The 26,908-nt window shown below is 72.5% G+C and carries 27 protein-coding genes; 15 read left to right on the forward strand and 12 right to left on the reverse strand.

Annotated features, from left to right (window positions below):
- The first annotated feature begins 2 nt into the window (after window positions 1-2).
- The 3 genes from EDD54_RS23605 to EDD54_RS00250 all read left to right on the forward strand — a co-directional run bounded on the left by EDD54_RS23605 (window position 3) and on the right by EDD54_RS00250 (window position 6,411).
- Complete coding sequence (locus EDD54_RS23605) at window positions 3-3,749, forward strand: AAA family ATPase (protein ID WP_126537681.1); 3,747 nt, start codon at window positions 3-5, stop codon at window positions 3,747-3,749.
- A 120-nt stretch (window positions 3,750-3,869) separates the two neighbouring features.
- Window positions 3,870-5,333 (forward strand): dihydropyrimidinase, encoded by a 1,464-nt coding sequence (hydA, locus tag EDD54_RS00245; RefSeq protein WP_126537679.1) that lies wholly within the window; start codon window positions 3,870-3,872, stop codon window positions 5,331-5,333.
- A 241-nt stretch (window positions 5,334-5,574) separates the two neighbouring features.
- On the forward strand, window positions 5,575-6,411 hold the full coding sequence (locus tag EDD54_RS00250) for an ABC transporter ATP-binding protein (protein WP_126537677.1): 837 nt from the start codon (window positions 5,575-5,577) through the stop codon (window positions 6,409-6,411).
- Window positions 6,412-6,745: 334 nt separating this feature from the next.
- Here EDD54_RS00250 and EDD54_RS00255 read toward each other — a convergent pair whose 3' ends face one another.
- The gene (locus EDD54_RS00255) at window positions 6,746-7,144 is read right to left on the reverse strand and encodes a cupin domain-containing protein (protein ID WP_126537675.1); all 399 of its coding nucleotides are present in this window, start codon (window positions 7,142-7,144) and stop codon (window positions 6,746-6,748) included.
- A gap of 119 nt (window positions 7,145-7,263) precedes the next feature.
- Here EDD54_RS00255 and EDD54_RS00260 point away from each other — a divergent pair, with 119 nt between their 5' ends.
- The 3 genes from EDD54_RS00260 (at window position 7,264) to EDD54_RS00270 (ending at window position 10,378) form a co-directional block, all read left to right on the forward strand.
- Complete coding sequence (locus EDD54_RS00260; protein WP_207620540.1) at window positions 7,264-8,160, forward strand: ABC transporter permease; 897 nt, start codon at window positions 7,264-7,266, stop codon at window positions 8,158-8,160.
- Window positions 8,157-9,296 (forward strand): ABC transporter permease, encoded by a 1,140-nt coding sequence (locus EDD54_RS00265; protein WP_245515602.1) that lies wholly within the window; start codon window positions 8,157-8,159, stop codon window positions 9,294-9,296. The genes EDD54_RS00260 and EDD54_RS00265 overlap by 4 nt, the downstream gene beginning before the upstream one ends.
- Before the next feature lie 89 nt (window positions 9,297-9,385).
- Window positions 9,386-10,378: an ABC transporter substrate-binding protein gene (locus EDD54_RS00270; RefSeq protein WP_126537673.1), complete on the forward strand. Its 993-nt coding sequence runs from the start codon at window positions 9,386-9,388 to the stop codon at window positions 10,376-10,378.
- A gap of 60 nt (window positions 10,379-10,438) precedes the next feature.
- Here EDD54_RS00270 and EDD54_RS23310 read toward each other — a convergent pair whose 3' ends face one another.
- Complete coding sequence (locus tag EDD54_RS23310; protein ID WP_425374975.1) at window positions 10,439-10,816, reverse strand: ArsR/SmtB family transcription factor; 378 nt, start codon at window positions 10,814-10,816, stop codon at window positions 10,439-10,441.
- A gap of 158 nt (window positions 10,817-10,974) precedes the next feature.
- On the opposite strand from EDD54_RS23310, the gene EDD54_RS00280 reads away from it, so the two are divergent.
- The 4 genes from EDD54_RS00280 (at window position 10,975) to EDD54_RS00295 (ending at window position 13,438) form a co-directional block, all read left to right on the forward strand.
- Entirely contained in the window at window positions 10,975-11,442 is a 468-nt protein-coding gene (locus EDD54_RS00280) for a thiosulfate oxidation carrier protein SoxY (RefSeq protein ID WP_165644712.1), read from the forward strand.
- Window positions 11,439-11,765, forward strand: coding sequence for a thiosulfate oxidation carrier complex protein SoxZ (locus EDD54_RS00285; RefSeq protein WP_126537667.1), 327 nt, complete (start codon window positions 11,439-11,441; stop codon window positions 11,763-11,765). The genes EDD54_RS00280 and EDD54_RS00285 overlap by 4 nt, the downstream gene beginning before the upstream one ends.
- Before the next feature lie 108 nt (window positions 11,766-11,873).
- Window positions 11,874-12,176 (forward strand): c-type cytochrome, encoded by a 303-nt coding sequence (locus EDD54_RS00290; protein ID WP_126537665.1) that lies wholly within the window; start codon window positions 11,874-11,876, stop codon window positions 12,174-12,176.
- 8 nt (window positions 12,177-12,184) lie between these two features.
- Window positions 12,185-13,438, forward strand: coding sequence for an NAD(P)/FAD-dependent oxidoreductase (locus EDD54_RS00295; RefSeq protein ID WP_126537663.1), 1,254 nt, complete (start codon window positions 12,185-12,187; stop codon window positions 13,436-13,438).
- Between the two features lie 83 nt (window positions 13,439-13,521).
- On the opposite strand, the gene EDD54_RS00300 is transcribed toward EDD54_RS00295, so the two are convergent.
- Complete coding sequence (locus EDD54_RS00300) at window positions 13,522-13,902, reverse strand: c-type cytochrome (protein ID WP_126537661.1); 381 nt, start codon at window positions 13,900-13,902, stop codon at window positions 13,522-13,524.
- Between the two features lie 353 nt (window positions 13,903-14,255).
- Between EDD54_RS00300 and dusA the strand changes: the two genes are divergently transcribed.
- A complete protein-coding gene (gene dusA / locus EDD54_RS00305; protein WP_126537659.1) occupies window positions 14,256-15,248 on the forward strand; it encodes a tRNA dihydrouridine(20/20a) synthase DusA in 993 nt (330 codons plus the stop codon).
- A 16-nt stretch (window positions 15,249-15,264) separates the two neighbouring features.
- On the opposite strand, the gene EDD54_RS00310 is transcribed toward dusA, so the two are convergent.
- The 3 genes from EDD54_RS00310 to cobS form a co-directional block, all read right to left on the reverse strand.
- Window positions 15,265-15,531: a hypothetical protein gene (locus EDD54_RS00310; protein ID WP_126537657.1), complete on the reverse strand. Its 267-nt coding sequence runs from the start codon at window positions 15,529-15,531 to the stop codon at window positions 15,265-15,267.
- Entirely contained in the window at window positions 15,528-15,707 is a 180-nt protein-coding gene (locus EDD54_RS00315) for a DUF1289 domain-containing protein (protein WP_126537655.1), read from the reverse strand. The genes EDD54_RS00310 and EDD54_RS00315 overlap by 4 nt, the downstream gene beginning before the upstream one ends.
- Window positions 15,708-15,797: 90 nt before the next feature.
- On the reverse strand, window positions 15,798-16,598 hold the full coding sequence (cobS, locus tag EDD54_RS00320; protein ID WP_126537653.1) for an adenosylcobinamide-GDP ribazoletransferase: 801 nt from the start codon (window positions 16,596-16,598) through the stop codon (window positions 15,798-15,800).
- 155 nt (window positions 16,599-16,753) lie between these two features.
- Here cobS and cobT point away from each other — a divergent pair, with 155 nt between their 5' ends.
- A complete protein-coding gene (gene cobT / locus EDD54_RS00325; protein ID WP_126537651.1) occupies window positions 16,754-17,779 on the forward strand; it encodes a nicotinate-nucleotide--dimethylbenzimidazole phosphoribosyltransferase in 1,026 nt (341 codons plus the stop codon).
- Window positions 17,780-17,829: 50 nt separating this feature from the next.
- Here the strand turns inward: cobT and EDD54_RS23610 are convergent, their stop codons facing one another.
- The gene (locus EDD54_RS23610; protein ID WP_281008609.1) at window positions 17,830-19,341 is read right to left on the reverse strand and encodes a sensor histidine kinase; all 1,512 of its coding nucleotides are present in this window, start codon (window positions 19,339-19,341) and stop codon (window positions 17,830-17,832) included.
- 320 nt (window positions 19,342-19,661) lie between these two features.
- Between EDD54_RS23610 and EDD54_RS00335 the strand changes: the two genes are divergently transcribed.
- Entirely contained in the window at window positions 19,662-20,144 is a 483-nt protein-coding gene (locus EDD54_RS00335; protein WP_208112161.1) for an Lrp/AsnC family transcriptional regulator, read from the forward strand.
- A 203-nt stretch (window positions 20,145-20,347) separates the two neighbouring features.
- Window positions 20,348-21,376, forward strand: coding sequence for a GTP 3',8-cyclase MoaA (gene moaA / locus EDD54_RS00340; protein ID WP_126537645.1), 1,029 nt, complete (start codon window positions 20,348-20,350; stop codon window positions 21,374-21,376).
- A 79-nt stretch (window positions 21,377-21,455) separates the two neighbouring features.
- On the opposite strand, the gene EDD54_RS00345 is transcribed toward moaA, so the two are convergent.
- The 5 genes from EDD54_RS00345 to EDD54_RS00365 form a co-directional block, all read right to left on the reverse strand.
- Window positions 21,456-21,875: an I78 family peptidase inhibitor gene (locus EDD54_RS00345; RefSeq protein WP_165644545.1), complete on the reverse strand. Its 420-nt coding sequence runs from the start codon at window positions 21,873-21,875 to the stop codon at window positions 21,456-21,458.
- 71 nt (window positions 21,876-21,946) lie between these two features.
- Window positions 21,947-23,527: an amidase family protein gene (locus EDD54_RS00350; RefSeq protein ID WP_165644546.1), complete on the reverse strand. Its 1,581-nt coding sequence runs from the start codon at window positions 23,525-23,527 to the stop codon at window positions 21,947-21,949.
- A 147-nt stretch (window positions 23,528-23,674) separates the two neighbouring features.
- The gene (locus EDD54_RS00355) at window positions 23,675-24,298 is read right to left on the reverse strand and encodes a hypothetical protein (protein WP_126537639.1); all 624 of its coding nucleotides are present in this window, start codon (window positions 24,296-24,298) and stop codon (window positions 23,675-23,677) included.
- Entirely contained in the window at window positions 24,295-25,242 is a 948-nt protein-coding gene (locus EDD54_RS00360) for a hypothetical protein (protein WP_126537637.1), read from the reverse strand. Before EDD54_RS00360 ends, EDD54_RS00355 begins: the two co-directional genes overlap by 4 nt.
- Window positions 25,243-25,295: 53 nt before the next feature.
- Window positions 25,296-25,514: a hypothetical protein gene (locus EDD54_RS00365; RefSeq protein ID WP_126537635.1), complete on the reverse strand. Its 219-nt coding sequence runs from the start codon at window positions 25,512-25,514 to the stop codon at window positions 25,296-25,298.
- A 398-nt stretch (window positions 25,515-25,912) separates the two neighbouring features.
- Between EDD54_RS00365 and EDD54_RS00370 the strand changes: the two genes are divergently transcribed.
- The gene (locus tag EDD54_RS00370) at window positions 25,913-26,821 is read left to right on the forward strand and encodes a DMT family transporter (RefSeq protein WP_207620396.1); all 909 of its coding nucleotides are present in this window, start codon (window positions 25,913-25,915) and stop codon (window positions 26,819-26,821) included.
- The last annotated feature ends 87 nt before the right edge of the window (window positions 26,822-26,908 follow it).

A 26,908-nucleotide genomic window follows, 5' to 3' on the forward strand; every position in this document is an offset into this window, starting at 1 on the left:
CGATGCGCCTCCTCGCCGTCCGCGGTCGCAACATCGCCAGCCTCGCCGAGCCCTTCGAGCTCGACCTTTCCGCCGAGCCGCTCGCCTCGGCGGGCCTGTTCGCGATCGTCGGACGCACCGGCGCCGGCAAGTCGTCGATCCTCGACGCGCTCTGCATCGCCCTCTACGGCGCCTGCCCGCGCAACGAGGTCGGCGACGGCGGCGAGGAGGTGCCGGACGGCCCGGGCCGGACGCTCAAGGCCGGCGATCCGCGCACCTGCGTCTCGCGCGGCGCCGCCGAGGCTTTCGCCGAAGCCGACTTCGTCGGCGTCGACGGCGTCACCTACCGCGCCCGCTGGGCGGTGCGGCGCGCCCGCAACCGCGTCGACGGCACGCTGCAGAAGGTCGAGCGCTCGGTCACCGACCTCGATCGCGGCGTGGTCGTCGCCAACCAGGTCACCGAGGCCGGCGCCGTCGTCGTCGACCGGACGCGGCTGACCTTCGCCGAGTTCTGCCGCACCGTGCTGCTGCCCCAGGGCCAGTTCGACGCCCTGCTCGCCGCGAACGCCAAGGACCGCGCCGCCCTCCTCGAGAAGATCACCGGCACCGGCCACTACCGCGACATCTCGATCGCCGCCCACCGACACGCCGCGGACGCGGCCGCCCGCGTCCACGACCACGAGACCCGCCGCGCCGCCACCGGCGTCCTCGCCGACGACGACCGTGCCGCCCTCGACGCCGAACGCGGCGCCCTCGATGCCGCAGAGACCGCCGACGCCGACCGCCGCACCGCCGTCGACGAGGCGCTCCGCCGCCATCGCGCCGTCGCCGAGGCCGGCCGACGCCTCGCCGCCGCCGTCGCGTCCGAGATCGCCGCGACCGAGGCCGCCCGCGCCCTCGACGACGAACGCGCCGCCCTCGTCCGCCTCGCCGCCGCCGAGCCCCTGCGCGCGCCGCGCGAACGCCGCGACGGCGCTGCCGCCGCCGTCGGCCGCGCCGAGGCCCGCCACACCGAAGCCACCGCCCGCCTCGACGCCGCCGCCACCGCGGCGGCCGACGCCACCGCCGCCGCCATGAGGGCCAGCGAAGCCGCGAGGGCCGGCGAGGAGCGCGCCCGCGCCTTCGAGCCCCTCTGGGCCGAGGCCGCGCGCCTCGACGCCGAACTCGCCGTCGCCCTCGCCGAGGAGACCAAGGCCGCCGAAGAGGCAACGGCCGCCGCCGGCGAGCGCGACCGGCTGGACGCCGAGGCCGTCCGCCTCGAAGGCGTCCACGCCGACGCCGAACGGGACCTCGTCGCCGCCGCCACGGCGCTCGCCGCCACCGCCGCGCTGGAACCGCTCGCCGCCCGCCGCGACGACGTCCTGGCGTTGCTCGCCGACCGCCGCACCGCCCGCGCCGACGCCGAAACCGGCCACGCCGCCGCCCGCGCGGCCCACCTCGCCGAACGGGCCGCGGCCGACGACCTCGAGCGCGCCGCCGAGGCCGACCGTACCGCCCGCGACGCCCACGCCCGCGCCGTCGCCGACCTCGACCGCTTCGCGAACGACCTCGCCACCCGCGACGAGCCCGCGTTGCGCGCCCGACGCGAGGCCGCCGCCGAGCTGTTCCGGCAAGTTCGCGACCTCGCCAAGGCCGCGCGTGCCCATGACACGGCCCGCGCCGAGCACGACGCCGCGACCCGCCGCGCCGAGGCCGCGTCCGAAACGATCGCCGCGGCCGGGCGCGCCGCCGAGGCCGCCGAGCGCGAACGCGACGCCGCCGACGCCACCGAGAAGGCGCTCGCCGGCCCCTACGAGCGCGCCGCCGCGGCCGCTTCCGCGGAAGCCGCGCACCTCCGCCGCGTCCTGGTGCCCGGCGAGGCCTGCCCGGTCTGCGGCGCGACCGACCATCCCGTCCTCGCCGACGACCGCGTCGCCGGCCTGCTCGCCGCCCTGAAGGCCGACGTCGACGCCGCCCGCGCCCGCCGCGAGGCCGCCGGCCGCACGATCCTCGACGCCGGCCGCACCGCCGCCCGCGGCCGCGGCGAGGCCGAGGCCGCCGCGAAGGCGCTCGCCGCCGCCGACGGCGCCGTCGCCGCCGCCTGCGCGGACTGGCATACCGGCGTCGAGGCCGCCGGACGGCTCGGCGCGGCCGCCGGCCTCGCGCTCGACTGGCCGGACGAGCCCGCCGAAGCCGTCGCCACGGCCGCGCTCGCCGTGGTCGAGGAGGCCGGCCGCAGCCTTCGCGCCGAACTCGACGCCGTCGAGACGCTGAAGTCGGCGCGCGAGGCCGCGATCACGGCGCGCGACCGCGCCGCCGACGCCATCGCCGCCCGCGCCGCGACCCGCGAACGCCTCGCCGCCGACCGCACCGGTCACGCCACCGCCGCCGCCCTCGCCGAGCGCGACGCCGCCGCCGCCGAACGCCGCGAGTCGGAGGCGGCGGCCCGCCTCGCCCCCCATCTCGAGGTACTCGGCATCGCCGCCGACCGCTGCGACGAGTCCGTCGACGACGCGGTGAGGGCCGCCGCGGACCGCCGCGCCGCCGCCGTCGCCGCCCACGCCGCCGCGATCCGGGCCGAGGCCGCCACCGGCCCGGCCGCCCGCGACGCCCGTGCCGCCGCGACCCTCGCCGCGAACGCCGCGACCCGGACGGCCGACACCCTCGCTGCCCGCCGTGACGCCGCCGCCGCCTTGCGCGATGCCCGCGCGGCACTGCTCGGCGGCGAGGCGACCGCGGTCCACCGCGCCCGCGTCTCCGATGAACTGACCGAACTCCGCGACACCGCCGCCACCGCCGCGAAGGCGAACTCGGACGCCGCCGCCACCCTCGCCGCCGCCCGCGCCGATGTCGCCGGCGCCGACCATGCCCTCGCCGAGGCCCGCGAGTCCCGCGTCGACGCCGAGACCGACTTCGCGGACGCCCTCGTGCGGCTCGGCTTCGACGAGGCGGGCGCCGCCGACCTGCTCGCGGTGCCCACCGACACCGTCGCCGAGCGCCGCGCCGCCGTCGCCGGCGCCGACGACCGCCTGCGCGAGGCCGCAGCGGTGGTGGCCGAGCGCCGGATCGACCTCGCCGACGCCGAGGCCGCGCTCCCGCCCGACACGGCCGTCGAAGCGCTCGACGGCGAACGCCTCGCGCTCGACGAGGCGGCGCGGCAGCGCCGGACCCGGCTCGGCGCCATCGCCGCCGCGCTCGAAAGCGACGACCGCGCCCGCGCCCGCGTCACCGAGATGGAGACCGAACTCGCCGCCGCCCGCGCCGACGCCGCGGTGTGGGCCGCGGTCGCGGAGGCGATCGGATCGAGCGACGGCTCGAAATTCGTCAAGGTCGCCCAGGACGTCACCCTCGGCGTGCTGATCGAGCTCGCCAACGGCCATCTCGCCTACCTGAAGCCGCGCTACGTGCTGACGCGCGGCGTCGGCGACCTCGCCATCAACGTGATCGACCGCGACATGGGCGACGACACCCGCTCGGTGCGCAGCCTGTCCGGCGGCGAACGCTTCCTGGTGTCGCTGGCGCTGGCGCTCGCCCTGTCCGGACTCGGCGGCCGCGAGACCTTCGCCGACACCCTGTTCATCGACGAGGGCTTCGGCTCGCTCGACGCCGCCTCGCTCGAGATGGCGATGGACGCGCTCGAGGCGCTCCAGGGCCAGGGCCGCACCGTCGGCGTCATCAGCCACGTCGAGGGCATGACCGAGCGCATCCCGGTCCAGGTCCGCGTCGAGGCCAAGGGTGGCGGCCGCAGCCGTGTCCAAGTCGTCGCGCCGGCGGGCTGGGCCGGCGCGTGAGCGCTGCGAACTGACTATGGATTGGGCGCGCATCCCGATTGACCGGGCGCGCGTGAAATTGGATCATCCGGTCAAAATCGAGCCGCTCCCGACGGCGGCGGGGAACAGAGGGTGAGAGCCATGTCGACCGTGATCAAGGGCGGCACGATCGTGACCGCCGACCGCACCTACGAATCCGACGTGCTGGTCGAGGGCGGCCGCATCGCCGCCATCGGTCCGAACCTCTCCGGCGACACCGTGGTCGACGCCGAGGGCGCCTTCGTGATGCCCGGCGGCATCGACCCGCACACCCATCTCGAGATGCCCTTCATGGGCACCACCGCCGCCGAGACGTGGGCGAGCGGCACCTATGCCGCGCTCTCCGGCGGCACCACCATGGTGGTCGACTTCGTCATCCCGGCCCGCACCGACGGCGGCCTCCTCGACGCGCTCGCGGCCTGGGAGGAGAAGGCGACCCGGCAGGCCTGCTCCGACTATTCCTACCACATGTGCGTCACCGGCTGGTCGCAGACGGTGTTCGACGAGATGGAACAGATCGTCGCCCGTGGGATCAACACCTTCAAGCACTTCATGGCGTACAAGGGCGCCCTGATGGTGAACGACGACGAGATGTTCGCCTCGTTCCAGCGCTGCGCCGCCCTCGGCGCGCTGCCGCTGGTCCACGCCGAGAACGGCGACATCGTCGCGGCGCTGCAGAAGAAGTTCATGGACGCCGGCGTCACCGGCCCCGAGGGCCACGCCTATTCGCGTCCGCCCGAGGTCGAGGGCGAGGCCACCAACCGCGCCATCATGATCGCCGACGCCGCCGGCGTCCCGGTCTACATCGTCCACACCTCCAGCGAGCAGGCCCACGAGGCGATCCGCCGGGCCCGCCAGAAGGGCATGCGCGTCTACGGCGAGCCGCTGGTCCAGCACCTGACGCTCGACGAGACCGAGTATTTCAACCGCGACTGGGACTACGCCGCCCGCCGCGTGATGTCGCCGCCCTTCCGCGACAAGAGCCACCAGGACAGCCTGTGGGCGGGCCTCTCCGCCGGCTCGCTCCAGGTCGTCGCCACCGACCACTGCGCCTTCACCACCGAGCAGAAGCGCTTCGGCCTGAAGGGCTTCCCGGCGATCCCGAACGGCACCGGCGGTCTCGAGGACCGCATGCCCGTGCTCTGGACCAAGGGCGTCAAGACCGGCCGCATCACCATGAACGAGTTCGTGGCGGTGACCTCGACCAACATCGCCAAGATCCTCAACGTCTACCCGCGGAAGGGCGCGATCGAGGTCGGCGCCGACGCCGACGTGGTGGTGTGGGATCCGGATAAGTCCAAGACCATCTCGGCCGCGACCCAGCGCTCGATCATCGACTACAACGTCTTCGAGGGCTTCGAGGTCACCGGCCTGCCGCGCTACACCCTCTCGCGCGGCGAGATCGTCTTCGCCGACGGCAAGAACGACGCCCCGCGCCCCGGCCGCGGCCAGTTCGTGCCGCGCAAGCCCTTCGGCGCGGTCAACAAGGCGCTGTCGGTCTGGAAGGACATCACCGCCCCGCGCATGATCGAGCGCAAGCCGGAATACATGCCGATCGGCGTGTGACCTCCGGGGCAGGGGGGATGGCCGCGCAGTTGCGGGCTCCCCCTCTCCCTGTCCCTCCCCCTCGAGGGGGGAGGGGACGCGGTGGCGGCGGTCCGGCCGGGATCCCGACGTCGCACGAGAGGATGGAACGGTCCGACATCGTCCCCTCCCGCCTGGAGGGGGAGGGACAGGGAGAGGGGGCACCGACAGTCGGTCGCCCGCCACGCCCTGAAGATCCGGTCGCCCGAGCAGCGAGCCCGTCATGGCCAAGGTGATCCCCATCGACTCCCGCGCCCCGTCGGCGCAGCCGGCGCCGCGCCGGCCCGTCATCGACGTCCGCGGTCTGTCGCTGACGTTCCAAACCGCCGACGGCCCGGTCCACGCCTTGAAGGACGTCGACCTCGCGGTCGAGAAGGGCGACTTCGTGTCCTTCATCGGCCCGTCCGGTTGCGGCAAGACCACGCTGCTGCGCGTGATCGCCGACCTCGAGCAGCCGACCGCCGGCACCATCGCCGTCAACGGCGTCAGCCCGGAACAGGCGCGTCTGGCGCGCGCCTACGGCTACGTCTTCCAGGCCGCCGCGCTCTATCCCTGGCGCACCATCGCCCGCAACGTCGCGCTGCCGCTCGAGATCATGGGCCTCTCCAAGGCCGAGCAGGACGCGCGGATCGCCCGCAACCTCGCCCTCGTCAACCTCGCCGGCTTCGAGAAGAAGTTCCCCTGGCAGCTCTCCGGCGGCATGCAGCAGCGCGCCTCGATCGCCCGCGCCCTCGCCGTCGAGCCCGACCTCCTGCTGATGGACGAGCCCTTCGGCGCCCTCGACGAGATCGTCCGCGACCATCTCAACGAGCAACTGCTCCAGCTCTGGGCCAAGACCGAGAAGACCGTGGTCTTCGTCACCCACTCGATCCCCGAGGCGGTCTACCTCTCCACCAGGATCGTGGTGATGAGCCCGCGCCCCGGCCGCATCCACGACGTCGTCGAATCGACGCTGCCCCGCGGCCCTCGCCCGCTCGACATCCGCGAGACCCCGGAGTTCCTGAAGATCGCCCACCGCGTCCGCGAGGGCCTGCGCGCGGGGCACAGCTATGACGATTGAGGTGGTGTACCCGGCGAAGCTTGAGAAAGTGAACGCCGACCGGGGCCTCCCCGTGTCCGCGACGCTCCCGTTGCCCGGTATGCATTCCCCATCGGCTTGGTCCGCGCAGGCGGACCATCCACGTCCCGGACGTTCGAGCGCCGGCCTTCATGGATGGCCCGCCTGCGCGGACCAAGTCGGCCATGGAAGAGAAGGAAAAAGTGCGCCCTTCCTTCTCCCCTTGCGGGAGAAGGTGCCGGCTTCGCCGGCGGATGAGGGGGAACCCCGCCATCTCCGGTCGGAGGAGGACGAGGGAGTACCCCATCACCTCCCGTCACGCCGCCCCCCGGCCCCCTCACGGCACCAGCGCGTCCAACTCCGGCAGCAGCACGACGCTCTCCTGCTCGTTCGGGTCGGTGCGGGCGATCACCGCCACGGCCTCGTCGGGGCCGCGGTTGATCGGCAGGTGCGGCATGCCCGCCGGGATGAAGAACATGTCGCCGGCCTTGACGTCGATGCGGTGCTGCAGCCGGTCGCCGTACCAGGTCTCGGCGACGCCCTTCAGCATGTAGATCGCGGTCTCGTGGGCCTCGTGCAGGTGCGCCTTGGCCCGGCCGCCCGCCGGGATCGTCAGCAGCATCATGCAGATGCCCTTCGAGCCCGTCGTCTCGGCCGTGATGCCCTCGATGTAGTCGAACCCCTGCTTGCCGGCGTAGGACGTGGCACCGGGGCGGATCAGGCGGCAGTCGGACATGCGGGACCTCGCGTGAGAAAATCGCCGCCGATCATGGTCCGCCGCGCGCCCCTGTCAATCGCCGCGCGCGCGCCGTCGCCGCGTTCGGAGGGCCGCCCGTGAGCGCCGTCGCCGCCCCGCTGCCGCGCACCACCGGCCTCTCGGCCCGGCTGCGCCTCTCCGTCCTGCCGGTGGCGACGGTGATCCTCGCCATCCTCGCGCTCTGGTACGTCGGCGCCGTCGCGCTGAACGCGCCGTTCCAGCGCCAGCTGTTCGCCACCGCCAATCAGCCGTACACGACCGCCGACCTCGTCGTCGCCACGCTCGACCAGGAGCGCCCGGTGCTGCCCTCGCCGCATCAGGTCGCTGCCGAGCTCTGGAAGACCACGGTCGCGACGCCGGTCACCTCCAAGCGCAGCCTCGTCTACCACGGCTGGATCACGCTCTCGTCCACGCTGGTCGGCTGCGGCATCGGCACGCTGCTCGGCGTGCTCCTGGCAGTGCTGGTGGTGCACAGCCGCACCCTCGACAAGAGCCTGATGCCCTGGGTGATCGCCTCGCAGACCATTCCGATCCTGGCGATCGCGCCGATGGTGATCGTGGTGCTGAACGCGATCGGCGTCACCGGCCTCCTGCCCAAGGCGTTCATCTCGACCTACCTGTCGTTCTTCCCCGTCACCGTCGGCATGGTGAAGGGCCTGCGCTCGCCGGAGATCCTGCATCTCGACCTGATGCGGACGTGGTCGGCGAGCCCGGCGCAGGTGTTCTGGAAGCTGCGGCTGCCGGCGGCGGTGCCGTTCCTGTTCACCTCGCTGAAGGTGGCGGTCGCCGCCAGCCTCGTCGGCGCCATCGTCGGCGAACTGCCGACCGGCGCCGTCGCCGGCCTCGGCGCACGCCTGCTCGCCGGCTCCTACTACGGCCAGACCGTGCAGATCTGGTCGGCGCTGGTGGCGGCGGCCCTGCTCGCCGCCGCGCTCGTCACGATCGTCGGCGTCCTCGACCGTCTCGTCCGCGCCCGCATGGGAGCCCGCCCGTGACCCCCGCCAGCCCCGGCCGCGTCGGCGTCCGCTCCGTCGTCCTGCCCGCCGCGGCGCTCCTCGCCGCGCTCGCCGCCCTGGCGCTGCCGGTCGGGGAGGGCGGCGCCGGCCCGGGCTTCGCCGACGTCCGTCTGCTCTCGGCCGCCCTCGCGCTCGCCGCCGCGGCCTGGACCACGTGGAAACTCGCCCCCGCCGCGACGATCCTCGTCGGCCTCGTCGCCTCCACCAACGCCGCGGCCGTGGTGATCGGCGCGGTCGCCGCCGTCGGCACCGCGGTCGGTCCGGCGCACTGGGCGCTGCTCGTCGGCGGCTGGCTGACCGCGTGGGCCGCGACCGCCGCGCTCGCCGCCGCGCGCCCGGCCGATCCCGCCGCCGCCCGGATCGCCGGGCTCGCGGTGCCGGTGCTGTTCGGCGCCTGGATCCTGGTGCTGTGGGAGGCGCTGGTGCGCGGCCTCGGCGTGCCCGCGGTGCTGCTGCCGCCGCCGTCCGCGATCGGCGCCCGCCTCGTCTCCGAGATCCCGACCCTCGCCGCCGACTTCCGCCAGACCTTCCTGAAATCGGTTCTGATCGGCTGGGCCGCCGGCTGCGGCCTCGGCTTCGCCGTCGCGCTGGTGGTCGACCGCGTGCCCTTCCTGCGCCGCGGCCTCTTACCGGTCGGCAACCTCGTCTCGGCCCTGCCGGTGGTCGGCGTCGCGCCGATCATGGTGATGTGGTTCGGCTTCGACTGGCCGTCCAAGGCGGCGGTCGTCGTCATCATGACCTTCTTCCCGATGCTGGTGAACACCGTCGAGGGCCTCGCCGCCGCCGGCGCCATGGAGCGCGACCTGATGCGCACCTACGCCGCCGACCACCGCCAGGAGCTCCTGAAGCTGCGCCTGCCGGCGGCGATGCCCTTCGTGTTCAACGCGCTCAAGATCAACTCGACCTTGGCGCTGATCGGCGCCATCGTGGCCGAGTTCTTCGGCACGCCCATCGTCGGCATGGGGTTCCGCATCTCCACCGGGGTCGGCCGCATGGCGATCGACATGGTCTGGGCCGAAATCGCGGTCGCCGCGCTCGCCGGCTCGCTGTTCTACGGCGCGATCGGCATGGTCGAGCGCCGGGTCACCTTCTGGCATCCGTCCTTCCGTCGCTGACGGCGGGACGCGGGAAACCGCACGGCACCGTCCGGCGCCGTTGCGATCGAGAGCCGGGCAACCGGTCCAACAAGGGGAACGGGACTGACATGAAGACGACATTCCTCGCCGCCCTCGGCCTCGGCGCGGCCCTCGGCGTCGCCGACGCCGCCGCCGCCGACACCGTCACGCTGCAGCTGAAGTGGGTCACCCAGGCCCAGTTCGCCGGCTACTACGTCGCCAAGGACAAGGGCTTCTACGAAGAGGCCGGCCTCGACGTCACCATCAAGGCCGGCGGCCCGGACATCGCCCCGCCGCAGGTGATCGCCGGCGGCGGCGCCGACGTCATCGTCGACTGGATGCCCTCCGCCCTCGCCAGCCGCGAGAAGGGCGTGCCGCTGGTCAACATCGCCCAGCCGTTCAAGCGCTCGGGCATGATGCTGACCTGCCTGAAGGAAACCGGCATCACCAAGCCGGAGGACTTCAAGGGCAAGACCCTCGGCGTCTGGTTCTACGGCAACGAGTATCCGTTCCTGTCCTGGATGGCCCACCTCGGCATTCCCACCGACGGCAGCGCCGGCGGCGTCACCGTGCTGAAGCAGGGCTTCAACGTCGATCCGCTGATCCAGAAGCAGGCCGCCTGCATCTCGACGATGACCTACAACGAATACTGGCAGGTCATCGACGCCGGCATCCCGGCCGACCAGTTGGTCGTCTTCAAGTACGAGGACCAGGGCGTCGCCACGCTCGAGGACGGCCTCTACGTGCTCGAGGACAAGCTGAAGGACCCGGCCTTCGTCGCGAAGATGGCGAAGTTCGTCAAGGCGTCGATGAAGGGCTGGGACTACGCCCGCGCCAATCCGGAGGAGGCCGCCAAGATCGTCCTCGACAACGACGAGACCGGCGCCCAGACCGAGAAGCACCAGGTCCGCATGATGGGCGAGATCAACAAGCTGACCGAGGGTTCGGACGGCACGCTCGACACCGCCGCGGCCGACAAGACCGTCGAGACGCTGCTCGGCGGCGGCTCCGACCCGGTCATCACCAAGCCGCCGGTCGGCGCCTGGAGCGCCGCGGTCACCGACGCCGCCAAGGCGCTCTGACATCCCCCGATCGCGCGGTCCCGATCCGTCGGGGCCGCGCGGACGGGCGCGCCCCGCAGATCAGGCGACCGAGCGCGGATCCTGGTCGGCATCGTCCAGGTCGTCGTCCGCCTGCCGTTCGGCCATCCGGTCGTGCCGTTCCCGGCAAGGGCAGGGCGAGCCGAGCAGGCTGGCGAGGTCGGTCAGCAGCGTCTCGACGTGCTCGCGCGAGGCCCGGTAGTAGATCACGCGGCCCTCCCGGCGCGCCACGACCAGCCGGTCCTGGCGCAGGCGGGCGAGCTGCTGCGACACGGCGGGCTGGCCGAGTTCGAGCATGCGCTCGAGCTCGCCGACCGATCGCTCGGCCGCGGTGAGGTGACTGAGGATCAGGAGACGCTGCTCGTGCGAAAGCGCGCGGAGCGCACTGCTGGTGCGCCTGGATACGTCGACTCGCTCCACTTTCGCCGATCCCCAATTCCGACGAGAGGTGCTCGACAGGCGGGAGTCGCGCTGTCGGCATTGGCCATCTATACTAGGGCCCTTGTCAGAAGGCGCAATGGTCTTTTGGCGCCCTAAGGGCATGCCCGTTCGACCTTCGTTGCATGGCAGAGGTGAGGATGGTTGCATACCGGCACGGTCCGACGCGGCGTCTCGTCGTCGCCGGCCTCCTCGCGGCGACGGTTCCGGGCGGACCGGCGGCCGCCGCCGCCGGACGCCTCGAGGCCGAGATCGCGGCCTTCGCGGCCGGCCTCGCCGTGACGTCCGCGCCCTTCGGCCTGACGGTCGACGCGGCGGTCGAGAGCGGCTACACGGTGCCGGTCTCGATCGTCCCGGCCGGCCTCGCCGCCGGCGAGCGGCTCGAGGCCGTGCGCCTGTTCGCCCCCGAAAATCCGCTGGTGCGCGTCGCCACCTTCCACTTCGGGCCCTCGGCCACCGGCCGGCTTTCGACGCGGATCCGGCTCGCGCGCTCGCAGGCCGTGGTGGCGCTCGCGCGCACGTCGGCCGGCCGTGTGCTCCGGCAGGAGCGCCGGGTCGAGGTGCTGGTCGGCGGCTGCGGCTTCGACGTCGAGGAGAAGGCGGGATGAGTTTCGGCACCGCCCGTCTGAAGCTGCCCGCCCGCGCCGCCCGCGGCGAGACGGTCACCGTCCGCGCCCTGGTCGGTCATCCGATGGAATCGGGCTTCCGCAAGGGCGACGACGGCCGCCGCGTCCCGCGCCTGATCGTCGCCCGCTTCGTCGCCACCCTCGACGGCGAGGAGGTGTTCGCCTGCGACCTCGAGCCGGCGATGGCCGCCAATCCCTATTTCGAGTTCGACGTCGTGGTTTCCCGGTCGGGGCTTCTCCGCTGCGTCTGGACCGACGACCTCGGCGCCGCCGTCTCCGCGGAGGCCGCCATCACCGTCGATTGACGGCCGTGCGACGCGACGCCCCTTCCGGCGGCGGCGCGATCGACTAATCTCCACGCTGGTGCCGCGCCGGTCCGGAGGGACGGTCCGGGCGGGGCCGGGAGGAGAGGAATGCCGAAGATCCGGAGCGTCGCCGCGCTTGCCGCGGCGGCGGTCGCATCCACGCTCGCCACGTCGGCGACGGCGGGCGGCCGCACCATCGACTATCTCGCCGAGACCTGCTTCGCCTGCCACCGCGCGGGCGCCACCACCGGCATCCCGGCGATCACCGGCCGGCCCGGCTTCGAGGTGGTCAAGGCGCTGACGGACTACAAGTCCGGCGCGCGCAAGCACCCGGTGATGGCCGCCGTCGCGGCCGAGATCCCCGACGAGCAGATCGGCATGCTCGCCGCCTTCCTGGCCAAGCAGCGGTGAGGCGCGCCATGCTCGATCGTCGCGGTTTCCTCGCCCTCTCCGCCGCGGGCCTCCTGCCCGGCGGCGCCTTCGCCCAGACCCCGCCGAAGGTCGTCGTGCTCGGCGGCGGCGCCGGCGGTGCCACCGCCGCCCGCGTGCTGCGCAGCTACGGCGGCCCCCGGATCGACATCACCCTGATCGAGGAGAACCGGGACTACGTCACCTGCTTCTTCTCCAACTGGGTGATCGGCGGCCTGCGCGAGATGGCCGACATTACCCACGGCTACGACCGCCTCGCCGCCGCCGGCATCCGCGTGGTGAACGCCCGCGCGGCCTCGATCGACCGCGACGGCAAGGCCGTCGTCCTCGCCGACGGGTCGCGCGTGTCCTACGACCGGCTCGTGCTCGCGCCCGGCATCGCCTTCCGCTACGACACGCTGCCCGGTTATTCCGAGGCCGCGGTCGAGAAGATGCCGCACGCCTGGAAGGCCGGACCGCAGACGCTGGCGCTGCGCGAGCGTCTCGACGCCCTCGACGACGGCGCCACGATCGTGATGACTGTCCCGGCGATGCCCTATCGCTGCCCGCCTGGCCCCTACGAGCGGGTGTCGCTGATGGCGGCGTCCCTGAAGGCGCGCGGTCACGCCCGTTCCAAGATCGTGATCCTCGACGGCAAGGAGAAGTTCTCCAAGCAGGCGCTGTTCCAGGAGGGGTGGGAGGCGCACTATCCCGGCATGGTCGAGTGGCTGCCGCCGTCCGTCCACGGCGGCCTGAAGGGCTGCGATCCCGACCGGATGGTGATCGAGACCCAGCTCGACAGCTTCCACGGCGACCTCGTCTCCGTGATCCCGCCGCAGACCGCGGGGGCGATCGCGATCGCGGCCGGTCTCGCCGGCGAGGACGGTTGGTGCGCGGTCGATCCGGTCACCTTCGCCTCGGCGGTCGATCCGGCGATCACGGTGGTCGGCGATTCGAGCAAGGCGGGCGAGATGCCGAAGTCGGCCTTCTCGGCCAACAGCCAGGCCAAGGCCGCGGCCTTCCACCTGCTCGCGGACCTCGCCGGCCGTGCGCCGTCGGATCCGCTGCTGTTCAACACCTGCTGGAGCCTGATCGCTCCCGACGACGGCGTGAAGGTCGGCGGCGTCTACGAGCCGAAGGACGGCGCGCTCGCGGCCAAGGTGTCCTTCGTCAGCAAGTCCGGCGAGAGCGCCGAGGACCGCCGCAAGGGTGCCGAGGAGGCCGCCGCCTGGTACGCCGCCATCGTCGCCGACATGTTCGGCTGACCGCGTCCCCGAAACGAAAACGCCCGGCCCCCCGCGAAGGGGACCGGGCGTCGAAGAGCGCGGGGAGCGCCCCGGTCGTCAGATCACTTGAAGGTCTCGAGGTAGGCGATCACGTCGGCGATCTCCTCGTCCTTCTTCAGGCCGGCGAAGGCCATCTTGGTCCCCGGCGCGAACGCCTTGGGGCTCTTCAGCCACTCGGTCAGCGCGGCCTCGTCCCAGACCTTGCCGGCGGCGCCCATCTCCTGCAGCGCCTTGGAGAACTGGTAGTCCTCCGGGTGCTTGCCGATCACCGAGCCGACGACGCCGTTCAGCGCCGGGCCGACCTTGTTCTTGGCGCCCTCGCCGACGGCGTGGCAGGCCATGCACTTCTTGAAGACCTTCTCGCCGGCGGCCGGATCGCCCGCCAGGGCAGCCGACGACATCGCCGCGAACGCAACGGCGGTCAGAACCAGAATCTTCTTCATGTTACCCCTTCCTCGTCGCTCCCGGCCCGGCGCTCGGTCGTCCCGAACTGGACCCCGGACCGCAACTATTCCCATTCCCGCGCCTTCCGCAAGGCGCACCTTGGTCGCCCCGCCGGCTCCCGATGACGCAGGGCCGTCGACCGGCCCCGCCACGTTCCAGCTAGCGCGCCGTCGTCCGCCGTCCACCGCGTCGCGGCGTCCGGACGGCCTCCGCCCGAACGCCGCGATCCTGCGCCGGCGCAACTGAACCGCCGATGAACCCGCCGGACACGGCGCCTTGCCGAGCCGGGCCGCGTCGGCGATATGGAGGGGACGACGAGGCGCAGGATCCGCGCCGGACGAGAAGGCGAGAGATGGCCGGCTATCCCCACCACAGGTTCGCGGTCGCGCCGATGATGGACTGGACCGACCGCTGGTGCCGGCTGTTCCACCGTCGGCTGTCGCGCCACGCGCTGCTCTACACCGAGATGGTCACCTCCGCCGCCGTGATCCACGGCGATCGCGACCGCCTGCTCGGCTTCTTCCCCGAGGAGCACCCGGTGGCGCTGCAGCTCGGCGGCTCCGATCCGGCCGAGCTCGCCGCCGCCGCCCGCATCGCGGCCGACTACGGCTACGACGAGGTCAACCTCAACGTCGGCTGTCCGTCCGACCGGGTCCAGTCCGGCCGCTTCGGAGCCTGCCTGATGCGCGAGCCCGCTCTCGTCGGCGACTGCGTCGCCGCCCTGCGCGCGGCGGTGTCGATCCCGGTCACCGTCAAGTGCCGCATCGGCGTCGACGACCAGGACCCCGAGGAGGCGCTCGACACCCTCGCCGACGCCGTCGTCGCCGCCGGCACCGACGCGATCTGGGTCCACGCCCGCAAGGCCTGGCTGAAGGGTCTTTCGCCCAAGGAGAACCGCGACGTTCCGCCGCTCGACTACGGCCGCGTCCGGCGGCTGAAGGCGCGGTTGCCGCAGGTCTTCGTCGGCATCAACGGCGGCATCGGCTCGCTCGAGGCCGCCGAGGCGGCGATCGCCGGGCTCGACGGCGTCATGCTCGGCCGCGCCGCCTATCACGAGCCGGCCCTGCTCGCCGCCGTCGACCGCCGCTTCTACGGCGAGACCGGCCCCGACCCCGACCTCTTCGAGGTCGTCGACTCCATGCGAGGCCCGATCGCCGACCACCTCGCAAAGGGCGGCCGGGTCGGCCACGTCGCCCGGCACATGCTCGGCCTGTTCCAGGGCCGGCCCGGCGCCCGCGCCTTCCGCCGCATCCTCACCGAGGGGGCGGTCGAGCCCGGCGCCGGCCTCGAGGTGCTCGACGCCGCGCTCGCCGCGCTGCGCCGTCCCGCACGCTCCGCCGCCTGACGGCGGGGCGTTGCGCTCAGCCGTGGGCGATCTGCCAGCCGGCCATCAGCGCCACGATCAGCGCCAGCCACACCGCCGCGTGCCAGAGCCGCGGCGAGAACCGACCGCGGCCGCCGATCAGCGCGGCCGCGATCACCAGCCCGATCGCACCCATCTTGAACAGGGCGGCGAAGCGCTCGTCGTCGAGGCCGAGGATGCCGCCGTCGTCGCCGAACAGCAGCAGCGCGGCGAGGCCGGTCACGGCGATCGCCAGCGCCAGCGGCAGCACGACGCCGCGCCTCACGGTGACAACTCCGCGGCGCCGCGGGCGGTGAGGGCCGCCATCAGCGCGCGCCGTTCGCGCTCGCTCATCGATCCCCAGCGCGCAATCTCGTCGAGCGTGCGCCGGCAGCCCCGGCAGAGGCCGGAGACCGGGTCGATCGTGCAGAGCTTGACGCAGGGCGTCGAGACGCTGGGCATGCGGGCTCCTCGCCGGGAACGGACCCTCCCGAAGTAGGCGCTCCGCGCCGGCACATCAACCGCCGCGAAGGTCGCGGTGCCCGCGGCGACTCAGCCGTTGCCTCCGGCCAGCAGCCCCGTCAGGAACGCGGTCTCGCCGAGGAGTTCGGCCGCGCCGAGCACGTCGCCGGTCTGGCCGCCGATCTTCGCCCGCGCGATCCGGCCGACCGCGGCCACCGCGAGTCCGGTCGCGCACAGCCCGAGCGCGACCCGCCCCGGCCCCGCCGCCGCCAGCGCCGCCGCCGCCACGACCAGCCCGGTCGCCGACGCGACCGCCGCGGCCGCCGCACCCGGTCGGCCGGCGCCCGCCGAGAGCCCGTCGGTCCGCGCCGGCGGCAGCGCCCACCACAGCCCGACCATGCCGGCGCGCCCGACCGCCGCCGCCGCCAGCACGGCCGCCGCCACCGCCGCCGGTCCGGCCGGTGCGAGCGCGGCGAAGGCGGAGGCGCGGGCGAGCGTCGTCAGCGCGAGGGCGAGGGCGCCGAAACTGCCGATCCGGCTGTCGCGCATGATCTCGAGGCGGCGCTCCCGCGAGCCGCCGCCGTAAAGGCCGTCGGCGCTGTCGGCGAGGCCGTCTTCGTGGAGCGCGCCGGTCGCCGCCGCCAGGGCCGCCACCGTCAGGGCGCCGGCGAGGAGGTCCGGCAGTCCGACCGCCACCGCCAGCGCGGCCACCACCGCGCCGGGCAGGGCGATCACCACGCCGGCGAGCGGCACCAGCGCGGCGGCGCGCCGCATCTCCGGCAGCGCCGCCGGATCGTCCGCGGCCGACAGCGGCGGCACCGGCAGGCGCGAGAAGAAGCGCAGGCATCCGGCGAGGTCGGCGATCACGCGCGAAGGGGAGGGCGGGCGCATCGGATGGTCACCACGGTCTGTCCGGGCCGTCGGGGCTCGTGTATACGAGGCCGCTCCGCGGCGCCACCCGCGTCGCCGCCGCCCGCCGCCGCACCGCCGCGCGGGCGCTCGCCCGAGACCGGCCGCCCGCCGCGGCCCACGCACAAGGACCGCCGATGTCGCTCGCCCTCTCCGCCCTGCCGTTCGACGACATCCGCAGCCTGGTCTCCCGCATGCCCGGGCCGGACGCCGACGCGGTCGACGCGGTGCGCCGGCGCGACGCCCGCCTCACCAAGCCCGCCGGCTCGCTCGGCCGCCTGGAGACGCTCGTCGAGTGGCTGGCGGCGTGGCAGGCCCGGCCGACCCCGCGGGTCGACCGCCCGGTGGTGTCGATCTTCGCGGCGAATCACGGCGTCGCCGCCCGCGGCGTCTCGGCCTTTCCGCCCTCGGTGACCGAGCAGATGGTGGCGAATTTCGCCGCCGGCGGCGCCGCCATCAACCAGATGTGCGTCGCCTTCGACCTCGGCCTCAAGGTGCTCGAACTCGCCCTCGAGGTGCCGACGCCGGACATCACCGTCGCCGACGCCTTCGACGAGGCCGGCTGCGCCGCCACCATCGCCTTCGGCATGGAATCGGTCGCCGGCGGCGCCGACCTCCTGATCGTCGGCGAGATGGGCATCGGCAACACCACCGTCGCCGCGGCGATCTACCACGGTCTCTACGGCGGCGACGCCGCCGACTGGGTCGGCCGCGGCACCGGCGTCGACGACGAGGGCCTCGCCCGCAAGCGCGACGCCGTCGCCGCCGCGGTCGCCCGCCTCGGCGAGGGCCGCCGCGATCCGCTCGAGGTGCTGCGCCGGGTCGGCGGCCGCGAGATCGCGGCCATGGTCGGTGCCCTGATCGCGGCCCGATTCGAGCACGTGCCGGTGATCGTCGACGGCTTCGTCGCCACCGCCGCCGCCGCCGTGTTGCACGCGATGGATCCCGCCGCGGTCGACCACGTCCTGGTCGGCCACCGCTCGGCCGAGGGCGCCCACGGCGCGGTGCTGGAGCGGCTCGGCAAGACCGCGCTGCTCGACCTCGGCCTCCGCCTCGGCGAGGGCACCGGCGCCGCGCTCGCCGCCGCGCTCGTCAAGGCCGCCGCCGCCACCCATGCCGGCATGGCGACCTTCGATCAGGCCGGCGTCGCCGAGAAGGGCTGACGCGGGCGCGAAAAGGGAGACGGACGGGAGGCGGGCGATCCCTGGCGGGCTCAGGCCCGGCGGCGCGCGTCGTGGAAGCCGCCGGGGCGGCGCTCGTCGGGCCCCGACGGTTCGGCGATCTGGTGCATCACCTCCATCACCCGCGCCGGCGGGAAGGTCACGGTGACCTCGGTGCCCTCGCGGAGCTTGGAGCGCAGGTCGAAGGTGCCACCGTGCATGGTGACCAGCGCCTGCACGATCGGCAGGCCGAGGCCGGTGCCCTGTTCGGCCGTCTTGATCGCGAGCGAGCCCTGGCCGAAGGCCGACAGCACGATCGGGATCTCCTCCTCGGGAATGCCGGGGCCGTTGTCGCGCACGCTGACATACTGGCCGCCGCCGGCGGTCCAGCCCATCTTGACCCAGATCTCGCCGCCGGTCGGGGTGAACTTCACCGCGTTCGACAGGAGGTTCAGCACGATCTGGCGCAGGCCGCGCTCGTCGGCCCACAGCTTCGGCAGATTAGGCTCGAACTGCTCGTGGATGGTCAGGCCCTTGGTCTTGGCCTTCAGCTTGATCAGGTGGTGGCAGTCCTCCACCACGTCGGCGAGCCGCACCGCCTCCTCGTTCAGCGCGTAGCGCCCGGCCTCGATGCGGGAGAGGTCGAGGATCTCGTTGATCAGGTTGAGGAGGTGGGTGCCTGAATTGTGGATGTCGGTGACGTATTCGCGATAGTGGTCGTTGCCCATCGGCCCGAACACCTCGCCCTTCATGATCTCGGAGAAGCCGAGGATCGCGTTGAGCGGCGTGCGGAGCTCGTGGCTCATGGTCGCCAGGAAGCGCGACTTGGCGAGGTTGGCCTCCTCGGCGCGGCGGCGGCTGTCGTCCGACACCGCCTTGGCCTGCTCGAGTTCGGCGATCAGCGCGTCCTTCTCGGCGCGGAACTCCAGCACCGTCAGCGAGGTCTCGTGCAGGCGGATCGCGAGCAGCACGAAGAAGCCCTCCGCGATCACCACGAAGCCGGCCATGGTGTAGCCGACGAATGCCTGGGTCATCGCCATTTCGGCGCTGCCGAACACGGCCATCGGCAGCGTGCCCCAGATCACCGCCTGCGGCAGGTTGCTCGCCACCATGCCGGTCACCGCGATCGCGGTGAGGAGGGCGCCGAAGGCGAACACGCCGAGCTGGCCCGGCTCGGCGGTCGGCAGGAAGGCGAGCGCGCCGAAGGCGAGGCCGAACAGCGCCTCGGTGATCGCGAACTGCCGGCGCCAGTAGGCGAGCTTGACATCCTCCGGCGACGTGCCGAGGAAGCGACGGCAGATCAGCCAGTTGAGCGCGAGGGTCGCCAGCGCCGCGGTGCCCCAGCCCGCCGCCAGCGGCAGCGCGATCCAGTAGCTCGCGGTCGCCGCGATCACCGCCACGAAAACCGCCACCGCCGCGAAGGCCGAGACGCGGTTGCGGGCGTAGCCGAGCATCAGCTCGTAGTCGAAGGCCGGGCGCGTGCCCGTCGACGACGACAGCCGCTCGCGGACGTCCCGGACCGCGCGCGAGGTCTCGCGGCGACGATCGGCCTTGCGCCGATTCATCTCCGTCCGATCCGCCGTGCGTCCGATCGTCGTGTCGGTCATCACGCCCCGTCTAGGCATTTCGCGCGCCGGCACCGGCTTTACGCGTTCCCCGCAGTCTTTCGGAAACTACGCGCGGGAACCTTAAGGGGCCGTTCGGCCGTGTGGTTAACGATTGGTCGATCGCGTCGATCCACCCGCCCGCTCGGCCGGGACGCCGTCGGGACCGCGGCGGCATTGACTTCGGCCGGAGAATGGATTTCTACTCCAAGCCATCAGATGGGCGTCGGCGTGGAATGTCATTCTCAGCCTTCGCCATTCAGCCCGAGGCTTCCCAAGTGATCGACCGTCTGGACCGCAAGATCCTCTCCATCCTCCAGGAGGATGCGACCATCCCCGTCGCCGAGATCGGCAAGCGCGTGGGGTTGTCGACGACGCCGTGCTGGCGCCGCATCCAGAAGCTCGAGGAGGACGGCGTGATCCGTCGCCGCGTCGCGGTGCTGGACCCGAAGAAGATCAACGCCAAGGTCACCGTCTTCGTGGCGATCACCACCAACCAGCATTCCGAGGAATGGCTGAAGCGTTTCGCCGAGGTGATCCGCGACTTCCCCGAGGTGGTCGAGTTCTACCGGATGAGCGGTCAGGTCGACTACCTGCTCCGGGTCGTCGTGCCCGACATCGAGGCCTACGACGCCTTCTACAAGAAGCTGATCGCCCGCATCGACATCGCCGACGTCTCGTCCTCTTTCGCGATGGAGCAGATCAAGTACACCACCGCGCTGCCGCTGCAGTTCGTGCCGGTCGAAAAGGACAAGCAGGTCTGATTGCCGTCGGCCGAAAGGCCGAGGGTTCTGTCCGGCACCGGGGCGTTCGGTCGCTTCAAATTCCCCCGCGACCTCCTATATGCTCGGATCCGGGAGAAGCGCGGCGGCCGCGAAGGCCGGCCCGTCCCTGGGGACGCCGTTCGTTCCCAGGCGGATGGTGAACCGGCGGACCGCCGCCCGAGCGAGGAAGATCGAGGACCCCCATGACCATCGCTGCCGATCGGACGCCGACGTCGCCCGCGCTGATCGACCCGTTCGGGCGCACCGTGTCCTATCTCCGCGTCTCGGTGACGGACCGCTGCGACTTCCGCTGCGTCTACTGCATGGCCGAGGACATGACGTTCCTGCCCAAGCGGGACATCCTGACCCTCGAGGAGCTCGACCGGCTCTGCTCGGCCTTCGTGCGCAAGGGCGTTCGGCGGCTGCGCCTCACCGGCGGCGAACCGCTGGTCCGGCGCGACATCATGCAGCTGTTCCGCTCGCTGTCGCGCCATCTCGATTCGGGCGCGCTCGAGGAACTTACCCTCACCACCAACGGCTCGCAGCTCGGCCGCTACGCCGCCGAACTCGCCGCCTGCGGCGTCCGCCGCGTCAACGTCTCGATCGACACGCTCGACCCGGTCAAGTTCCGCCGCATCACCCGTTGGGGCGACCTCTCCAAGGTGCTCGCCGGCATCGACGCCGCCGAGAAGGCCGGCCTCGGCGTCAAGGTCAACGCGGTGGCGCTGAAGGGCGTCAACGAGGACGAGATCGAGCCGATGATCCGCTGGGCCCACGACCGCGGCTTCGACCTCACGCTGATCGAGACCATGCCGCTCGGCGAGATCGAGCAGGACCGCACCGACCAGTACCTGCCGCTGTCGCGCGTGCGCGCCGACCTGATGGACCGCTTCACCCTCACCGACATCCCCTACAAGACCGGTGGCCCGGCCCGCTACGTCCGCGTCGAGGAGACCGGCGGGCGGCTCGGCTTCATCACGCCGATGACCCACAATTTCTGCGAGAGCTGCAACCGCGTCCGCGTCACCTGCACCGGCACGCTCTACATGTGCCTCGGCCAGGAGGACGCCGCGGACCTGCGCGCGCCGCTGCGCGCCTCGGAGTCCGACCACCTGATCGACGCCGCCATCGACGAGGCGATCGGCCGCAAGCCCAAGGGCCACGACTTCGTCATCGACCGCGAGCGCGCCGCCCCGGCCGTCCACCGCCACATGAGCGTCACCGGCGGCTGATCCCGGGCGCGGGCCGGCACCGGCCCCGAGGCCGAAACCTCGTCACGTCCCGGCGAGTCGGGACGTCACCAGTCGGGCTTCAACTGCAGGAGATCGTGTCGATCCGCCCGGCGCGGTCGAGGCCGATGGTCAGCCGGCCGAACTGGAACTCCATCGTCACCGCCATCCCGAACGGCACGGTGCGCACCAGCTTGGCGCCCGAGCGTGCCTTGATCGCGCCGAGCGTCGCCGCGTCGGGCGTCGCGCCGCGGAAGGAGGCGACCGCCGCCGCGTTGCAGGCCGCGCCCGGGTTCGGCGGCGGATCGTATTGCACCGGCCCGCCCGAACCCGATCCGGACCCGCCCGGCGGTCGGTACTGCACCGGGCCGCCCGAGCCGGGGCCGCGCGGCGGCTGCGGGTCGAACACGCGGCCGTCGGCGATCGGGGGAGGGGGCGGCGGAGCCGCTTGCACGCAGCCCGCCAGCGCCAGGGCCATCGCCGCGATCGTCGTCCGCCTCATGCCGTCCTCCCGAACCGTCTTCCGCGTTCGGGCCAGTCTAGCGCAACGGCGCCGTGGCGGCGACGGCGGCATCACCCCGCCGCCGGCGGATCGAAGGCGCCGACGCCGACCGCGGCCTCGAAGGCGTGCGCCGCCGTCAGCAGGAGGTCCTCGCGCCACATCGGCGCCACCAACTGCAGCCCGACGGGCAGGCCGTCGACCTTGGCGCAGGGCAGGCTCGCCGCCGGCAGGCCGACGAAGTTGAACGGCGCGCAGTTGGCGACCGCCAACCCGAGGTCCGCGCCGCGCCGGCCGCCGAACAGCGTGCGGTCGACCGCGTCGATCGCGCTCTCCGGCGTCACGTAGCGCGGCGCCCGCACCGGCACGGTCGGCATCGCCAAGAGGTCGCAGCCGGCGAAGGCGGCGGCGTACTGCGCAGCGAAGGCCGGCCGTACCGCGTGGGCCTTGGCGGCGAGCCGGCCGTCGTAGCGCTCGTGCGCATAGGTGCCGGCCATCGCCATCAGCTTGAAGTTCAACGGCAGTTCGTGCGAGTGGCCGCGCTTGCCGCGCCCGAAGGCCGCCATGAACGAGGCCGGCCGGAACGCCCCGCCGAAGGCGCCGGCGAAGTTGCCGTCGAGCCCTTGGCGCGCGCCCTCGAGGTAGAGCGGGGTCAGCGCCGCCAGCGCCGAGCGGTGCAGCGGCACCGAGACCGGCACCGCCGTCGCCCCGGCCTCGACCAGCACGGCGATCGCCGCCCGTACCACCTCGTCCACCGCCGCCTCGCCGCCCGGCCAGCCGAAGCCCTCGGCGAGCACGCCGATCCGGAGCCCCGCCACCGGCTTGCCCGTCGCGCCGACGTAGTCCGGCAGCGCCGCCGGCACTTCGCCCTGGCGCGGATCGTAGCCGTCCGGCCCGGCGAGGACGGCGAGCACCGTGGCGAGGTCGGCCACCGTCCGCGTCATCGGCCCGACGAAGTCGATGCTCGGCTCCAGGCCGAACACGCCGCTGTGCGGGATCAGCCCGAAGCTCGCCTTCAGGCCGACGCAGCCGCACCACGCCGCCGGGATCCGGATCGAGCCGCCCTGGTCGCCGCCGATGCCGATGTCGGCCGCACCCGACGCCACCGCCGCCCCCGATCCCGACGACGACCCGCCGGTGACATGGGCGGGGTCGTGCGGGTTCAGCGGGCGGCCGAAGTCGCCGATCCCGGAGAAGCCCGGGCCGCCGAACGAGAAATCCTCCATGTTGGTCTTGCCGATCACCGTCGCGCCGGCGTCGAGCAGCCGCGTCACGATGGTGGCGTCGAAGTCGGGCGTGTAGCCGTCGAGGAAGTGCGAGCCGAGCGTCATCGGCACGCCGGCCACCGCGGTGTGGTCCTTCACCGCCACCCGCTTGCCCGCGAGCGGCCCGGTCGCCGCCCCCGGCACCTCGCAGCGGCGGATGAAGGCGTTGAGCGGGTCCTCGGCCGCCGTCGGGCGCCGCCCGGGATCGCGCGCCAAGTGCCGGCGCGGCGGCCGGTGCTCCTCCAGCCGCATCTCCATGAAGTCGTCGAGCGCGCCGACCTGCTCGGCCATCCGCTCGGCGAAGACCGCCGTCTCGTCCTCCGACAACCGGATCCCCAGCCCCTCCGCCAACTCCGCCACCTGACCACGGTCGAGACGTTGGAACGGCATGGCGATCCTCCCCGGACGCCGCGGTGGCGGCGTTGGATTGTTGATCACGCGATTATTGAAAAGGAAATTACATCCGGCAAGCTGCATTCCGCGCCGCCTGAGATCGAAGTATGGGCAGGCGAAGACCCGTCGCCGGCGGGGGCGCGGCTATCCGTCGGACGTCGCAGCGCACGACCCCGGCGTCGGCGATGCCGGCGGGACGGGATCGCTCGGCACCGCGTCCGCTTCTTCCGGAATCCGCCATGTCAGGAAGAAGGCGGTCGCCGCCGCGATGGCGGGGATCCGGTAGAGGTTGGTCTGCCCGCGCGCGAGTGCTTCCTCGTTGTGGCAGATCAGGTTGACGATGCGCTTCTCGCCCGGTTCGTCCGCCTCGATGTGGAGCCGCTTGGCGACGAAGTCGTTCAGTTGCGTCGTGGTCATGTCGGCTCCCGCCACGGCGATCTCGGCCGCCAGCGCACTGAAGCGGCGATAGAGGTCCTGGTGGAGGCGTGCCTTTTCGGCGAGTCCGAAGGTGCGGTCGAACGCCGCCAGCGCCGTGACGGTGGCGCTGGCGATCACCGCGAGCCAGTTGATCGCGCCCTGGTCGCTGCCGTCCGGGGCGGTCAGCCTTCCGAAGGTAGCGGAACCGCCGATCAGCACCAACGTCATCGCGAGGCGGTTCAGCCCGTCGTAGTGGGCCTTCAGCTTGTTGTGGTAGCGCCGCGACCGGTGGACGGCGAAGTCCAGGTTCGCCAGCCTCGTGGGATCCGCCGGGGTGTCCGCCGCCGTCACGGCCGCCTCCCGCCCGGCCCCTTGGCGCCGCCGACGCCCGGTCCGGACTTCGGTTTGGTTTCGGGGCCTGTTCCCGGCCGCGGATCGGCGACGAACTTTACGGGGCCTGTTCCCGGCCGCGGATCGGGGACGAACTCGGCGTGGCCGGTTCCGATCCGCCGCCCGTCGATGTCGAGCCCGGCCGCCCGCATCGCCTCCTCCAGCATCGCGTCGAGCTTCGGCGCGGCCGGGTTCACCACGAACACCTCGGCATAGTGCTGCGGGATCCGGTGCTTCTCGGCGAAGACGCTGAAGTCGTGGATCTTCTCGCCGGAGGCCTCCCACAGGATCCGCTCCTTGCGCACCTCGCTCCACGGCACCAGCAGCAGGAAGGCGAGGGCCTCGGCGGCGTTCTCGATCTTGACCTTGGGATTGTAGAACTCGCCGTCGAAGTCGCCGAGCGAGAACGGCTCGGCGCCGAGGCTGCGGAACAGCTCGAGGATCTCGCCGTCGCCGATGGTGGCGGGATAGGGATCGAGACCGTCGTCCTCCCGGCCCCAGTGCTCCGCCTCGGCGACGCTCTTCAGGATGGCGTGGCTCGCCTCCTTGGCGATGGCGAACCTCTTCCAGACGTCGGACTGACCGATGTCGACCAGGATCTCGCAGAGCTTCGGGTCGTTCTCCAGGCCGATGACGTTGAACGATTTCAGCGGCCGGTCGGCCGGTCCGAGGAAGACGTCGCGCACCGCCGCCGCCTCCGCGCTTTCGACGGCGCGGAAGTCGAACGGGTCCCGGACCTTGAAGCGCGCGACCTCGCCGACCACCCCTTGGACGGTCGCCGCGAATCGCCGCCAACTCCGCATCGGTTCGCTGTGGATGCCGGCGCCGCCCTGGGTGTCCTCGGCGGCCTTCAACGCGATGTCCGTGAAAATCTCGGTGAACTTCTGCGGAAGAGAACTCGTCATGGTTGTGCAGCTCGGCAAAAAAAGGGCGCCTCTCGAAGAGGCGCCCGGTGTCGTCAGCAGGCGAAGACGGCGTCGAGCTGGTCGTCCGTCATGAAGCCGTGCGCCTTGCGCTGCCGGAGGGCGTTGGCCAGCGTCCAGGCGAACGCCTCGGTCGCACGCTCGGCCCGAAGGCCCGAGAGGCACTTCAGGTCGATCGCGCCCTCCTGGCGGATGATCTCGAGCTGCTCGTGAAAATCCGCCTGCAGCCGCTGAAGCGCCTCTTGTCCGGTCATGATGGTGGCTCCGTGATGTCGATGCCCGTTCGCTTACGGGATCGTCAAATTGAGAGAGGCATCCCACTACAGGATGAGCGAGTCGATTTCAACAGGAAATTCCTAATCAATAGGAAATTCCGAATCAATGGAGGTCCCTATAGTCGACGGGAACCCCTATTGGGGTGCAGATGACGGCATATCATGCGTGATGGGAGCGTGACTCTATTTGGTGTCGAAGTCGCGATGGGTTCTGAAGCCGAATTGCACCAAACAACAACTTGGGAGGTGTGCACGGTTGCATGGCAGCCGCTCGGCGTCCGGGAGGTTCCCCCCTTGCAATCCGCCCGCCTTGCCCCGATAGCAGGGGCACCTCCGCCCGCTCCCGCGAGCCGCAATCGGATTCCTCGTCCTCCGCCATGCCTGCCGTCCGCGACAACGTCCGCGGCATCCTCGCGATGCTCGCCTGCTGCCTCGCCTACATCCTCAACGACACGATGGTGAAGGCGGCCGGCGACACCGTGCCCTTCGGCCAGATCCTGGTGCTGCGCGGTCTCCTCGCCTCGGCGATCGTCGCCGCGATCGCCTGGCACGGCGGCGCCTTCACGCGTTGGCGGCTGCTGTTCGCGCGCGGCGTCGTGCTGCGCGGCATCGCCGAGGCGGCGTCGACGCTGCTCTACGTCGGCGCGCTGTTCCACATCCCGATCGCGGTCGCCTCCAGCATCGCCCAGGCGGCGCCGCTGATGATGACGGCGGTCGGCGCGCTCTTCCTCGGCGAGCCGGTCGGCTGGCGGCGCTGGACGGCGGTCGTCGTCGGCTTCCTCGGCATCATGATCATCGTGCGCCCCGGCGCCGACGGCTTCGACCTCTGGGCCGTGGTCGCCCTGATCGCGGTGGTCGCCATGGTCGTGCGCGACTTCGTCACCCGCGCGGTACCGGCCGATACGCCCACCGTGCTGGTCACGCTCGCGACCTCGGTCGCGGTCACGCTGCTCGGCGTGGTTCTGTCGGTGGTCGGCGCGCCCTGGGTCGCGCTCGGCACCGGGGAGGCGGGGCTGATCGGCGGCGCGGCGGTGTTCTTCGTCGCCGGCACCTTCTTCCTGGTGATCGCCATGCGCCACGGCGAGGTGTCGGTGGTCGCCCCGTTCCGCTACGCCTTCATCCCCTACGCCGTGCTGATCGGCTGGCTGGTCTGGGGCGACGTGCCCGACGGCCCCACGGTTCTCGGCATCGCCATCGTCGTCGCCACCGGCGTCTACACCTTCTGGCGCGAACGCCGGCTGCCGGCGCCGCTGCGCCCGGCGAGCCGCGTCGAGCCGGCGACTTAGGTCGAATCGGCGAAGTCGTGCCGGTCTCGGCTCGGAACGGGGGCTTGGCCGTTCGGCCGCCTGCTGTAGGATCGGCGGCGCGGCGCG

The sequence above is a fragment of the Oharaeibacter diazotrophicus genome (genome assembly GCF_004362745.1).
GTDB classification, from domain to species: Bacteria; Pseudomonadota; Alphaproteobacteria; order Rhizobiales; family Pleomorphomonadaceae; genus Oharaeibacter; species Oharaeibacter diazotrophicus.